Raw genomic sequence first — 13,456 nt, 5'->3', positions numbered from 1 at the left:
TTCGCACAAGGTATGAACATGGCGACTGCAATCTTGACAACCTCAAGCCAGCCCTCCGGCCCCGGTGCCTGGCTGGCCACGGTGGATGGGCGTATCGACGAAAAAGTCCAGCAGCGGGTGGTCGGCCAGCTGTTGCAGACCCTGCTGTATGAAGGCGTGCTGCCGTTCGACAGCCAGCCGCTGGAGGGCGGCCCGCACGGCCATGACAGCGGCCAGCGGCGTTTCGTGGTGCTCGGCATCGACGGCCAGCAGCAGCGGGTGGAGTACCACTGCAACGGCCTGCTCAGCGCCAGCTTCGATTTGATCCGCCTCGATTCCGCCAGCCTCGAACGCCTCGACAGCCGTGGCCAGCGCAGCGTGCCGGACCTGCACCAGGCCCTGGCCGAACTGCTCGGCGACTACCAGGACAGCCCGCACCTGGGGCGTTTCATCCAGGAACTGGAGCAGACCCAGCTCAAGGATCTGCAAGCGCGCAGCCAGGGCTACCAGACCGAAAAGCCGGCCCACCAGCTGGACGTGGACGCCCTGGAGCAGCACTTCATGGACGCCCACAGCTACCACCCGTGCTACAAGTCGCGCATCGGCTTTTCCCTGGCGGACAACCAGGCCTACGGCCCGGAGTTCGCCGCGCCGATCGCCGTGGTGTGGCTGGCGGTCGCGCGCAACCGGGCCTCGCTCAACCATTCGCAGAAACTCGACTTCCCGGCCTTTATCCGCCAGGAACTGGGCGCCGAGCGCTGGCAGCAGGTCGAGCGACAACTGGCCAGCCAGGGCAGGGCGCTGGACGACTACCAGCTGCTGCCGGTGCACCCGTGGCAGTGGGAAAACCTGATTGTCTCGACCTTCTACCCGGAGCTGCTCAGCGGCGAGCTGATCTACCTCGGCACCTCGGATGACCAGTACAAGGCCCAGCAGTCGATCCGCACCCTGGCCAATGCCACGGCCAAGCAGCGGCCCTACGTCAAGCTGGCCATGAGCATGACCAACACTTCCAGCACGCGCATCCTAGCGCGGCACACGGTGTTGAACGGGCCGATCATCACCGACTGGCTGCAACAGCTGATCGCCAGCGACAGCACCGCGCGCCAGCTGGATTTCGTGATCCTCGGCGAAGTGGCCGGGGTCAGCTTCGACTACCAGCACCTCCCTCCGTCCCGCAGTCCCCAGGCCTACGGCACCCTGGGGGCGATCTGGCGTGAAAGCCTCCATCAGTACCTCAAGGCGGACGAGCAGGCGGTGCCGTTCAACGGCCTGAGCCATGTGGAGAACCGCTACGGCACAGGGCCGCAGCAGCCGTTCATCGACGCCTGGATCCGCCAGTACGGCCTGCAGGCCTGGACCCGCCAGCTGCTGCAGGTGACGGTGCCGCCGATCATCCACATGCTCTACGCCGAAGGCATCGGCATGGAATCCCACGGCCAGAACATCGTGCTGATCGTCAAGCAGGGCTGGCCGCAGCGCATCGCCCTCAAGGACTTCCACGACGGCGTGCGCTACTCGCCGGCGCACCTGGCGCGTCCCGAACTGTGCCCGGAACTGGTGCCGCTGCCGGCCAGCCACGCCAAGCTCAATCGCAACTCCTTCATCCTTACCGACGATGTCAACGCGGTGCGCGATTTCTCCTGCGACTGCTTCTTCTTTATCTGCCTGGCGGAAATGGCGATCTTCCTGCGCCAGCACTACCAGCTTGACGAAAGCCAGTTCTGGCAAATGACCGCCGAGGTAATCCTCGACTACCAGGACGCCCATCCGCAGCACCGCGACCGTTTCGGCCTGTTCGACGTGTTCGCGCCGAGCTACGAGGTGGAAGAGCTGACCAAGCGCCGCCTGCTGGGCGACGGTGAGCGGCGCTTCAAGTCGGTGCCCAATCCACTTCATGCCTACAGGCCGCAAGCATGCTGAGAAGCAACCAGCTGAAACGCAAACTGGCGGCCGGGCAGGCGGTGTACGGGTTGATCAGTTCGATCCCGGCGCCGGCGGCCATCGAGCTGATCGCCGAGGCCGGGTTCGACTTCGTGATCATCGACATGGAACACGTGCTGATCAATCCGGAAACCGTCGAGCACATGATCCGCACCGCCGAGGCCTACGAGCTGACGCCGCTGGTGCGGGTCGCCGACCTCAACCCCAAGACAATGCTGCGCCTGCTCGACGGCGGCGCCCAGGGCATCGTGCTGCCGATGATCGAATCCGCCGAGCAGTTGCAGGCGGCGATTGCCGCCTGCAAATACCACCCGCTGGGCCAGCGCAGCCTCAACGCCGGGCGCCCCGGCAGTTTCGGCAAGCACAGCCTGGCGCAGTACGTGGGGCAGGCTAACGAGCAGATCATGCTGGTGGCGATGATCGAAAGCGCCGCCGGCGTGCGCAACGCCGCGCAGATCGCCGCGGTACCGGGCCTGGACATGATCCTCGAAGGCGCGGCCGACCTCTCGCAATCCCTCGGCATGCCCTGGCAGATCGACCAGCCGGCGGTCCGGCAGGCGCTGCTCGATGCCTGGCAGGCGGCGGACCATGCCGGCGTGCCGTACTGCGCCATTCCCCGACAGCAGGGCGATCTGGGACGCTGGCGCGAGCGCGGGGTCCGGGCCTTTGTCCTCGGCGACGAACGCGGCATTGCCTTTCGTGCTCTCCAGGCCAGGTTGGCCACCCTTTCTCTAGAAGGAAAATAATCCGATGAACTTCACAACCATGGCCGCCGAGCTGGTGATGCAGGACCTGATCGATTGCCTGCTCGCCGAAGACTTCTTTGGCCGCGAACCCTTGCCGTTGCTGACCGCCAGCCAATGGCGCCAGGCCCATCCTGAAGCGCCAGCCCTTGAAGCCTCAATCCTTGAAAGCGCGGATGGGCAACAACGGATCTGGGAGTGGTGCTGCGACGCCCAGGAACAGCGCTTTATCAGCATCGCCCTGCGCCCGGGCATCACCCAGCAGTGGGAAAAGGTCCCGGGCACGCAGGTTCTGGCCCGCCAGGAGCAACGCTGGACCGCCTTGGGGCCGGTGGACTTCATGCGCCGGGTGTTCACCGGCATGGGCCCGCGCTTCCAGGACAATGAAAAGGGCCTGACGCTGTTCCTCGAAGTGCTGCATATCAGCGTCTGGCAGACCGCCTTGTCCCTGGAGCACCGGGTCGACCACCAAGGCCTGATGGCCCAGGACGGCGCCACCTTTTTCCGCACCATGGAGCAGTGGGCTTCGCTGCGCGATCGTCCGTACCACCCGCTGGCCAAGGCCAAGCAGGGTTTGCTGCAGGCCGAATACCAGCAGTACCAGGCCGAGTTCGCCCAGCCGGTGGCGCTGAACTGGGTGGCGGTGCGCAAGGACCTGCTGCAAGGCGGCGCGGGCGTGACAGACCTGGAACAGGTCTACCCGGCGCGCTACCTGTTGCCCGAAACCTTGCAGGAACACCTGGCCGGGGAGCTGCGCGAACGCGGCATCGGTGACAGCCACGTGGCCTTGCCGGTGCACCCGTGGCAGTTCGAGCATGTATTGCCGGCGCAACTGGGCGATGCCTTCGCCCGCGGCGACTGCCAGCGCCTGGACTTCAGCGAGGCCACGGTCTTCGCCACCTCGTCGCTGCGCTCGATGACCCCCTGTTTCGCCAGCGCCGACTACCTCAAGCTGCCGATGGCCATCTATTCCCTGGGCGCCTCGCGCTACCTGCCGGCGGTGAAGATGATCAACGGCGGCCTCAGCGAGGCGCTGCTGCATCAGGTGCGGCGCCTCGACCCGGTGCTGGAGCAGAGCCTGCACCTGTGCGACGAGAGCAAGTGGTGGGCCTTCATGCCGCCCCAGGCGACCCTGTTCGACGAGGCGCCGCGGCACCTGTCGGCGATGGTCCGTGGTTACCCGCAAGCCTTGCTCGACGACCCGGACTGCCGCCTGCTGCCGATGGCCGCCCTGGGCACGCCATTGCCCGGCAGCAACCGGCACTTCTTCGATGAGTGGATGCAGTACCGCGAACTGCCGGCGACCCAGGCTTCGGTGCTGACCCTGTTCAGCGAGCTGTGCCAGCGCTTCTTCGACGTCAACCTGCGGATGTTCCGCCTCGGCATGCTCGGCGAGGTGCACGGGCAGAACGCGGTGCTGGTGTGGAAGGCCGGCCAGGCCCAGGGCCTGCTGCTGCGCGACCACGATTCGCTGCGCATCTTCGTGCCGTGGCTGGAGCGCAACGGCATGGCCGACCCGGAGTACCGGATCAAGAAAGGTCACGCCAACACCCTGTATCACCAGCGTCCCGAAGACCTGCTGTTCTGGCTGCAGACCCTGGCGATCCAGGTCAACGTGCGGGCGATCATCGACACCCTGGCCCAGGTCTACGCCGTGCCGGCCACTGCACTGTGGCGCACCTTGCGCCAGGTGCTGGACGCTCTGTTGCAGAGCATCGACTTCGACGACGAGGCGCGGGCGATGATCAGGCACCAGCTGTTCGAAGCGCCGCGCTGGCCGCAGAAGCTGCTGCTGACGCCGATGATCGAACGCGCCGGCGGCCCGGGCAGCATGCCGTTCGGCAAGGGCGAGGTGGTCAACCCGTTCCAGCGGCTGGCTTCCGATGCCTGACCCGGTGCTCCATCCTTGCAGGCGCACGCTGTTGCGCCTGTCCCTGGGGTTGCTGGCCTTGCCACGGATCGCCCGCGCCGAACCGCTGCGCCTGGTCACCCTGTTCCAGGGCGCCACCGACAGCGCCGTGGCGCTGGGCGTGACGCCCTGCGGCGTAGTGGAGTCTTCGAGCGAAAAGCCGACCTTCCGTTATTTGCGCCCGGCGCTGGCGAAGGTTCCTCATGTTGGCCTGGAAACCCAGCCTAGCCTTGAGGACATCGTGCTGCTGGAGCCGGACGTGATCGTCGCCTCGCGTTTTCGCCACCAGCGCATCGCGCCGCTGCTCGAACGCATGGGCACGGTGCTGATGCTCGAGGAAGTCTTCGAGTTCAAGCGCACCCTGGCGCTGATGGGCGCGGCCCTGAACCGTCAGCAGCAGGCCAGCAGCCTGCTGGGGCAATGGCAGCAGCGGGTGGCGCGCTTGCGCGAGCAGTTGCAGGTGACTTTCGCCGGGCGCTGGCCGCCCACGGTGTCGGTGCTGGATGTACGTGAAGACCACATCCGCAGTTACCTGCCGAGCAGTTTCGCCGGCTCGGTGCTCACGGAGCTGGGCTTCGCCTGGAACCCGGTCGCCCGCGAGTCCCGGAGCACCTATATCAAACTCACCAGCAAAGAGAACTTGCCCGTGGTCGATGCCGACCTGTTTTTTGTATTCCAGCGCGACAGCCAGGCGGTGCAGCACAACTATGAACGGCTGGTGCATTACCCGTTCTGGCAACAGCTGCGCGCCGTGCAACAGCAGCAAGTGTGGCGGGTCGATGGCATCGCCTGGAGTTTCTCCGGAGGGATCCTCGGCGCCAACCTGATGCTCGACGACATTGCCCGCCTGGTGGCGTCTTCATGAGCCGTGGGCTGAAACTCGGCCTGGCGCTGGTCGTCCTGCTGCTGTGCGCTGGCCTGAGCCTGGCGGCCGGGGCGACCTGGATCGAACCGTCGCAGTTGCTCAAGGGCCTGCTGCAACCGGACAGCCTCAGCGCCGGCCAGCAGTTGATCTTCAACAGTCGCTTGGCGCGCACCCTGATGGCCGTCGCCGTGGGTGCGAGCCTGGCGGTGGCGGGGGCGCTGATGCAGGCGCTGACCCGCAACCCGCTGGCATCGCCGGGGTTGTTCGGGGTGAATGCCGGGGCGACCTTCGCGATCATCCTGTGCTCGTCGCTGTTTGCCCTGTCGTCCATGAGCCAGTGGCTGTGGTGCGCCTTTATCGGCGCCGCGCTGGCCGGCAGCCTGGTGTGGCTGATCGGCAATCGCGGGCAGGGCAGCCTCAACCCGCTGCGCATCGTCCTGGCGGGGGCGGCGATCACCGCGTTGTTTTCCGCCTTCAGCCAGGCGCTGCTGGTGGTCAACGAGGAGGGGCTGGACACCGTGCTGTTCTGGCTCGCCGGCTCTTTGTCCGAGCGCGACCTGGCGCTGGCCGCGCCGCTGCTGGTGGGCGTCTTGCTGGCCTTGCTCGGCGCGTTGCTGCTGGCCGGGCAGGTCAATGTGCTCAACGCCGGCGAAGCCATCGCCATCGGCCTGGGGCAGCGCACCGGGTTGATCCGCTGGCTGATGAGCGTGCTGATCATCGGCCTGGCGGGTAGCGCGGTGGCGCTGGCGGGCAGCATCGGTTTCATCGGCCTGCTGGTGCCGCACATGGTGCGCAAGGGCCTGTCCATCGACCATCGCTGGTTGCTGCCGGGGTGCGCGGTGCTGGGGGCGATCCTGCTGTTGCTGGCCGACACCCTGGGGCGCCTGGTGATTCTGCCGCAGGAGGTGCCGGTGGGGGTGATGACCGCGTTGTTCGGCGCGCCGTTCTTTATTTTCCTGGCCCGTCGTGGAGGTCGTTATGAATAACACCCTGACCCTGCGCACCGCCGGCTTTTCGCGGCGCATCGACCTGGCGACCCTGTGGCGGCTGTTGCTGGCCGTGCTGGCGACGGCGCTGGTGATGCTCGGCGCCTTGTCCCTGGGCAAGCTCAACCTGTCGCCGCTGACCGTGCTGGAGCTGCTGTGGCGCGGCGGCGACGAGCGCCTGCTGTTCATCGTCGAGCAACTGCGCCTGCCGCGCCTGCTGCTGGCGGCCCTGGTCGGCGCGGCGCTGGCGGTGTCCGGCCTGATTTTGCAGAGCATCATCCGCAACCCGCTGGCGTCCCCCGATCTGCTGGGCATCACCAGCGGCGCCAGTGCCGCGGCGGTGCTGTACCTGTCGTTCTTTTCCCTGCTGCTGGGCCCGCAGTTCTTGCCACTGGCGGCGATGCTCGGCGCCGGGCTGGCGGCCCTGGCCATTTACCTGCTGGCCTGGAAGCAGGGCACCTCGCCGCTGCGCCTGGTGCTGATCGGTGTCGGCGTGTCGGCGCTGCTGGCGGCGGTGACCACCTTTGTCCTGGTGTTCAGCCCGCTGACCACCACCTTGTCGGCCTATGTCTGGCTCACCGGCAGCGTCTACGGCGCCAGCTGGCCGGAGCCGCGGGCCCTGGCCGGCTGGTTGCTGGCGATCCTGCCGTTGCTGGTGTGGCTGGCGCGCCAGGTGCGGGTGCAACAATTGGACGATGCCTTGGCCCAGGGCATCGGCGTGCGGGTACAGTGGCTGCGCGCCGGCCTGTTGCTGGTCAGCGTGGCCCTGGCCGGGGCGGCGGTGGCCTGGGGCGGGGCGATTGCCTTTGTCGGGCTGATCGCGCCGCATATCGCCAAGCGCCTGGTGGCCCCGGGCTTTGCCGGGCAGGCGGTGATGGCGGCGCTGGTCGGCGCCAACCTGGTGATGCTCGCCGACCTGATCGGGCGCACCCTGTTCCTGCCGCTGGACCTGCCGGCGGGGATCTTTGTCGCGGTGCTGGGCACGCCGTTCTTTCTTTATCTTTTGATCAACCAGCGGCACTAAGGAATTCCCGATGTCCTCGATGGCAACCCAGCAACTGACCCTGGGCTATCAGCGCCAGGTGATTATCGACGGGCTGGACCTGCAACTGCCGGCGGGCCAGGTGTCGGTGCTGATCGGCAGCAACGGCTGCGGCAAGAGCACCCTGCTCAAATCCCTGGCGCGGCTGCTCAAGCCGCAGCAGGGTTCGGTGATCCTCAATGGCGAGGATATCCAGCGCAAATCCACCGCGGCGGTGGCGCGCGAACTGGCGATCCTGCCGCAGATGCCCAGCGCTCCCGAAGGCATCACCGTGCGCCAGCTGGTGGCGCTGGGGCGTTATCCCTACCAGAACTGGATGCAGCAATGGTCGGCCCAGGACGAAGCCATGGTCGAGCGTGCCCTGTTGCAGACCGGGGTGCAGGCGCTGGCGGAGCGGCCGGTGGATGCCTTGTCTGGCGGCCAGCGCCAGCGCGTGTGGATCGCCATGACCCTGGCCCAGGACACCGAGATCGTGCTGCTCGACGAGCCCACCACCTTTCTCGACCTGGCGCACCAGATCGAAGTGCTGGACCTGCTGCGCGAACTCAATCGCCAGGAGAACAAGACCATCGTCATGGTCCTGCACGATCTCAACCTGGCCTGCCGCTACGCCGACCATATGGTGGCGGTGCACCAGCGCACCGCGTTCGCCCAGGGCCGGCCCGCGGAGATCCTGACCGAGGAACTGGTCAAGCAGGTGTTCGACCTCAACTGCCGGATCATCCCCGATCCGTTTTTCGGCACGCCGCTGTGCATTCCCTTTGGCCGGGAACTGCCGCAATGAATCTGCAAGCCGCCTTCAACCCGCAAGACTGGAGCGTGCTATCCGGGCCGCTGCGCCTGAAACCCATGGCCCAACGCGACCGCCAGCGCTCCCTCAGCGCCCGCACTTTACTCGACGATGAAACCTGTATCGCGCTGCTCGACCAGCTGGGGCCGGTGATCGGTTCGCCGACCCGGGCGATCACCGCCTCGCTGCTGGCCAAGCGTTTTTCCTTCCTCGCCACCGGCGCCTGCCTGTACGCCATGTCGGTGTGCGACCAGGGCCTGCTGCTGTCCCTGGACGATTGCGTGATCGAGTACGGCCATGACGACGGGCTCTGGACATCGTCGATGCCGCTGGCGGACCGGCCGCCCCAGGCGTATGCCGCGGGTGAGCGCGACGCCTGGCGCGTGGCGATTGTCGAGGCGCTGTTCGCCGGGCTGCTGGCGCCGCTGTGGCAGACCTTCAACCGGGTCAGCGGCATCTCCCGGCGCATCCTCTGGGAAAACACCGCGGTGCGGGTCTACTCGCTGTACGAAAAACGCATGGGCAAGGTCGAGGATCCGCTGATCCGCCTGCGCCACGAGGCGGACTTCGACTGGCTGCTGCAAGAGGCCGCGCCAGCGCTGTTCGGCCTGGACTACAACCCGCTGCGGCACTTCCGTCGGCCGCCGACGCAACTGGAGGAGGGCAAGAGCATCCGCTTTCGCCGCACCTGCTGCTTCTATTACGAGGCCACCGAGCCCGCCGAATACTGCTCGACCTGCCCGCTGCTGCGCCCGAGGAAATGCCGATGATCGCTCCACGCCAACACCACGCCAGCGCCGCCTTGCTCGAGCATTACCGCGGTATCGCGCCTTCGACCCTCGGCCACTTTGGCGACGAGGGTTACCTGCGCGGCATCCGCCCGCTGTTCGACGGGCTGCGCATGCTCGGCAATGTGGTGACGGTCAAGGTCTTCGCCCCGGATGGCGCCATCCTGCGCGACGCGCTGCTGCTCAGCGAACCGGGGGATGTGCTGGTGGTCCAGTGCGTGGGCGATCAGGAGTGCGCCTGCTGGGGCGAACTGCGCACCCTGGCCGGGTTGATCAAGGGCCTGGCCGGGGTGGTGGTGGAGGGCGCGGTCACCGATGTCGCCGCCCTGCGCGAGCATCGCCTGCCGGTGTTCAGCCGTGGCATCAGCGCCTACACCACCCGCGGCATCGGCGAGCAAGGGGAGGTCAACCTGCCTATCGAAGTGGCCGGGGTGCGGGTCAACCCGGGGGATATTGCCATCGGCGACGACGACGGCGTGTTCATCCTCGACCGGCAACGGGCCGAGGCGCTGTTGCCGCAGCTGCTGGCCAAGGAAGAGCAGGACCGCGAGCGGCGCGCGGCATTCTTGCAGCGCCTGGCTGCCACCCGCTGACGCGTCGGCAAACCGGCCGGGTTTGCACTTTTATAAGGCTCGCGGCTCCGGCCTTGCACCAGGCTAAGGCGATTCCTGGCCCGGGGTAGGCTATCCGGGAGCCTTGCAGAATGACCGCGCAACCCCGCCAGCACGGCCTTTCAAGGCGTGCGGCGCCGCCTGGCACAAAGGCTGCAAGACAGCCGTTAACGCCCCACCGCGCATGTCGCGGGCGGGCCGCCCCATCGGTCAACGCGGATCGATCGGCCAACCGGCCATGGGCACTCGGTGAGTCAGGCACAGCAGCCCGATCGCACACCGCAAATAACAGGCAAAGGCGCCTGGAACCGTGAGGTTTCAGGCGCTTTTTTTTGCTTTAAAAAAACCGTGATTGGCTTGGGTCGGGTGCTATTTATGAATGCCATTGTTGCCCCTTTGAACACACACAAAACCCTGATCGTGATCGGCAACGGCATGGTCGGACATCATTGCGTCGAACAGCTGGTGGCGCACGGCGCGCTTGAGCAGTACCGCCTGCACGTCTTCAGCGAAGAGCCGATGCGCGCCTACGACCGAGTGCACCTGTCCGAGTATTTCAGCGGTCGCGACGCCGAATCCCTGGCCCTGGGCGATGCCGCGCTGTACCGGACCCCGGGTCTGACCCTGCACCTGGGGGTGGCGGTGCTGCGCATCGACCGCGAGCACCGCCAGGTCATCACCGCCGCCGGCCCGGTGCACTACGACAAGCTGGTGTTGGCCACCGGGTCCTATCCCTTCGTGCCGCCGATCGAGGGCGCCGCAGGCGATTCGCGCCTGGTCTATCGCACCCTGCAAGACCTCGACGCCATCCGCGCCGCGGCCGCCAATGCCCGGCGCGGCGTGGTGGTGGGCGGCGGGCTGCTCGGCCTGGAGGCGGCCAACGCCTTGAAGAGCCTGGGCCTGGAAGCCCATGTGGTGGAGTTCGCGCCGCGGCTGATGCCGGTGCAGCTGGACGAGCAGGGCGGTCGCGCGTTGAAGGCGCGGATCGAAGCCCTGGGCGTCGGCGTGCACCTGGGCAAGGGCACCCAGTCGATCAGCGCCGGCGAGCAGTACCGCTACCGGATGAACTTCGCCGGCGACGACTTCCTCGAAACCGACCTGATCGTGTTCTCCGCCGGGATTCGCGCCCAGGATGCCCTGGCCCGCGACTGCGCCCTGGAGATCGGCCCGCGTGGCGGCGTGGTGGTGGACAACCGGTGCCTGAGTGGCGACCCGCACATCTACGCGATCGGCGAGTGCGCCAGCTGGAACGGCAGTATCTTCGGCCTGGTGGCCCCGGGTTACCAGATGGCCCGCAGCGTCGCCGCCCAGCTGTGCGGCGAGCCGGGCGAGCCCTTCATGGGCGCGGACATGTCGACCAAGCTCAAGTTGCTGGGGGTGGATGTCGGTTCCATCGGCGATGCCCAGGGCCTGACCCCGGGCGCACGCAGCTACCAGTTCATCGACGAGGCCACCGCCAGCTACCGGCGCCTGGTGGTGGATGCCAGCGGCAAGCAGGTGCTCGGCGCGGTGCTGGTGGGCGACAACAGCTACTACGACACCTTGCTGCAATACATGCAGAACGGCATCGCCTTGCCCGCCGAACCGGCCGGCCTGATCCTGCCGTCCAGCGCCGGCGCGCCGACCCTTGGCCCGGGCGCCTTGCCCGAGTCGGCCACGGTCTGTTCCTGCCACAACGTGACCAAGGGCGCGATCTGCTCGGCCATCGACGGTGGCTGTTCCGAGCTCGGCCAGCTCAAGGCCCGGACCAAGGCCTGCACCGGTTGCGGCGGCTGCGCCGGCCTGCTCAAGCAGGTGTTCGAGCATGAGCTGATCGCCCGTGGCGTCAGCGTCGACAAGAGCCTGTGCGAACACTTCGCCTATACCCGCCAGGAGCTGTACGCGCTGGTGCGGGTCGAGGGCATCCTCAGTTTCGACGAGATGCTCGCCAAGCACGGCCGTGGCCACGTCGGCTGCGATATCTGCAAGCCGGCAATCGGCTCGATCCTCGCCTCGTGCTGGAACCAGCCGATCATGGACCGCTCCCTGGTGCCGCTGCAGGACACCAACGACACCTTCATGGCCAACATGCAGAAGAACGGCACCTACTCGGTGGTGCCGCGCATCGCCGGTGGCGAGATCACCGCCGACAAGCTGATCGTGATCGGCCAGGTGGCGAAGAAATACGACCTCTACACCAAGATCACCGGCGGCCAGCGCATCGACCTGTTCGGCGCCCAGTTGCACCAGCTGCCGGACATCTGGGCCGAGCTGATCGCGGCCGGTTTCGAGACCGGGCATGCCTACGGCAAGTCGACCCGCACCGTGAAGTCCTGCGTGGGCAGTACCTGGTGCCGCTACGGCGTGCAGGACAGTGTGCGCATGGCCCTGGAGATCGAGGACCGCTACAAGGGCCTGCGTTCGCCGCACAAGCTGAAGTTCGCGGTGTCCGGCTGCACCCGCGAATGCGCCGAGGCGCAGAGCAAGGACGTCGGCGTGATCGCCACCGAGAACGGCTGGAACCTGTATGTCTGCGGCAACGGCGGCATGCGCCCGCGCCACGCCGAGCTGTTCGCCACCGACCTCGACGACCAGACGCTGATCCGCTACATCGACCGCTTCCTGATGTTCTACATCCGCACCGCCGACCGCCTGCAACGCACCTCGGTGTGGCGCGAAAGCCTGGAGGGCGGCCTGGATTACCTCAAGGCGGTGGTGATCGACGACAGCCTGGGGCTGGGCGCCGAGCTGGAAGCGCAGATGCAGCTGGTGGTGGACCGCTACGAATGCGAATGGGCCAACGCCCTCAAGGACCCGGAAAAGCTCAAGCGCTTCCGCACCTTCGTCAACGACCAGCGCCCCGACCCGGACATTCATTTTGTCGAGGAACGCGGCCAGCGCCGGCCGATCATGGCCGCCGAACTCAACCTGATCCCTGTCACCGAGGAGGTGCTCTGATGAGCCTGTCGCCAAGCCTGCAACCTATCGAAAGTGGATTCGTCGAGCAGCCCGGCGTGCAGTGGCAGGCGGTGTGCAGCCGCCAGGACCTGGTCAGCCACAGCGGCGTGGTGGTCTGGCACGACGGCGCCCAGGTGGCGCTGATCTACCTGCCGGATGCCGCGCAGCAGACCCTCTACGCCATCGACAACCATGACCCGCAGTCCGGCGCCAATGTGATCGGCCGCGGCCTGGTGGGCTGCATCAAGGATGAGCTGGTGATCGCCTCGCCCCTGTACAAGCAGCACTTCCGCCTGGCCGACGGCACCTGCCTGGAATACCCGGAGCAACGCCTGCGCACCTGGCCGGCGCGGCTGCGTGGCGACGTGGTGGAAATCGGCGTGCGCTAAGCCGCGCGCAACCCAGATCCATGCCTGACTCCGCGCCTTGTGGCGCGGGGCCGGAACCCCTGTTGCTCAAGTATCGGAGACGCCCATGAAAACCGCTGCTCAGTTGCTGAAGTTGAAGGCCGTGGAAAACCGCCAGGTGCACAGCATCGGCCCGGATCAGATGGTGCTCGAAGCACTGCAGATGATGGCGCAGAAAAACGTCGGCGCGCTGCCGGTGATGGAAGCCGGGCAGGTGGTCGGCGTCATCAGCGAACGCGACTATGCGCGCAAGGTGGTGCTGCAAGGCCGCTCATCGGTAGGCACCCCGGTCCGCGCCATCATGAGCGCCCCCGTGGTCACCGCCGACAGCCAGCACAGCATCGAACGCTGCATGGCCGTGATGACCGACAGCCACCTGCGCCACCTGCCGGTGCTGGACGGCGAGCAACTGATCGGGCTGCTGTCGATTGGTGATTTGGTGAAGGAAGCGATTG

At 66.8% G+C, this 13,456-nt stretch carries 12 protein-coding genes; all 12 read left to right on the top strand.

Features of this window, described 5'->3' with window-relative positions; all coding sequences use genetic code 11:
• Positions 1–12 precede the first annotated feature (12 nt).
• On the top strand, positions 13–1,902 hold the full coding sequence (locus J4E58_RS24655; protein WP_172962991.1) for an IucA/IucC family siderophore biosynthesis protein: 1,890 nt from the start codon (positions 13–15) through the stop codon (positions 1,900–1,902).
• A complete protein-coding gene (locus J4E58_RS24650) occupies positions 1,896–2,669 on the top strand; it encodes an HpcH/HpaI aldolase/citrate lyase family protein (protein WP_087090881.1) in 774 nt (257 codons plus the stop codon). Before J4E58_RS24655 ends, J4E58_RS24650 begins: the two co-directional genes overlap by 7 nt.
• A 4-nt stretch (positions 2,670–2,673) precedes the next feature.
• Complete coding sequence (locus J4E58_RS24645; RefSeq protein ID WP_087090882.1) at positions 2,674–4,557, top strand: IucA/IucC family siderophore biosynthesis protein; 1,884 nt, start codon at positions 2,674–2,676, stop codon at positions 4,555–4,557.
• Positions 4,550–5,440, top strand: a complete 891-nt coding sequence (locus tag J4E58_RS24640) for an iron-siderophore ABC transporter substrate-binding protein (RefSeq protein ID WP_087090883.1) — start codon at positions 4,550–4,552, stop codon at positions 5,438–5,440. Before J4E58_RS24645 ends, J4E58_RS24640 begins: the two co-directional genes overlap by 8 nt.
• Entirely contained in the window at positions 5,437–6,426 is a 990-nt protein-coding gene (locus J4E58_RS24635) for an iron ABC transporter permease (RefSeq protein WP_007925440.1), read from the top strand. Before J4E58_RS24640 ends, J4E58_RS24635 begins: the two co-directional genes overlap by 4 nt.
• Positions 6,419–7,450, top strand: a complete 1,032-nt coding sequence (locus tag J4E58_RS24630) for an iron chelate uptake ABC transporter family permease subunit (RefSeq protein WP_087090884.1) — start codon at positions 6,419–6,421, stop codon at positions 7,448–7,450. Before J4E58_RS24635 ends, J4E58_RS24630 begins: the two co-directional genes overlap by 8 nt.
• Positions 7,451–7,460: 10 nt before the next feature.
• Positions 7,461–8,252, top strand: a complete 792-nt coding sequence (locus J4E58_RS24625) for an ABC transporter ATP-binding protein (RefSeq protein ID WP_009043984.1) — start codon at positions 7,461–7,463, stop codon at positions 8,250–8,252.
• Complete coding sequence (locus J4E58_RS24620; RefSeq protein WP_087090885.1) at positions 8,249–9,028, top strand: IucA/IucC family C-terminal-domain containing protein; 780 nt, start codon at positions 8,249–8,251, stop codon at positions 9,026–9,028. The genes J4E58_RS24625 and J4E58_RS24620 overlap by 4 nt, the downstream gene beginning before the upstream one ends.
• Positions 9,025–9,639 (top strand): RraA family protein, encoded by a 615-nt coding sequence (locus tag J4E58_RS24615; RefSeq protein ID WP_087090886.1) that lies wholly within the window; start codon positions 9,025–9,027, stop codon positions 9,637–9,639. The genes J4E58_RS24620 and J4E58_RS24615 overlap by 4 nt, the downstream gene beginning before the upstream one ends.
• A gap of 393 nt (positions 9,640–10,032) precedes the next feature.
• A complete protein-coding gene (gene nirB / locus J4E58_RS24610; protein ID WP_087090887.1) occupies positions 10,033–12,594 on the top strand; it encodes a nitrite reductase large subunit NirB in 2,562 nt (853 codons plus the stop codon).
• The gene (gene nirD / locus J4E58_RS24605) at positions 12,594–12,983 is read left to right on the top strand and encodes a nitrite reductase small subunit NirD (protein ID WP_087090888.1); all 390 of its coding nucleotides are present in this window, start codon (positions 12,594–12,596) and stop codon (positions 12,981–12,983) included. Before nirB ends, nirD begins: the two co-directional genes overlap by 1 nt.
• An 85-nt stretch (positions 12,984–13,068) precedes the next feature.
• Positions 13,069–13,456: CBS domain-containing protein (locus J4E58_RS24600; protein ID WP_207255337.1), on the top strand; the 388-nt coding region annotated here is incomplete at its 3' end.

The organism is Pseudomonas sp. FW305-25 (genome assembly GCF_017351415.1).
Lineage (GTDB): Bacteria > Pseudomonadota > Gammaproteobacteria > Pseudomonadales > Pseudomonadaceae > Aquipseudomonas > Aquipseudomonas chlororaphis.
This window is presented reverse-complemented; position numbering and strand designations above follow the sequence as displayed.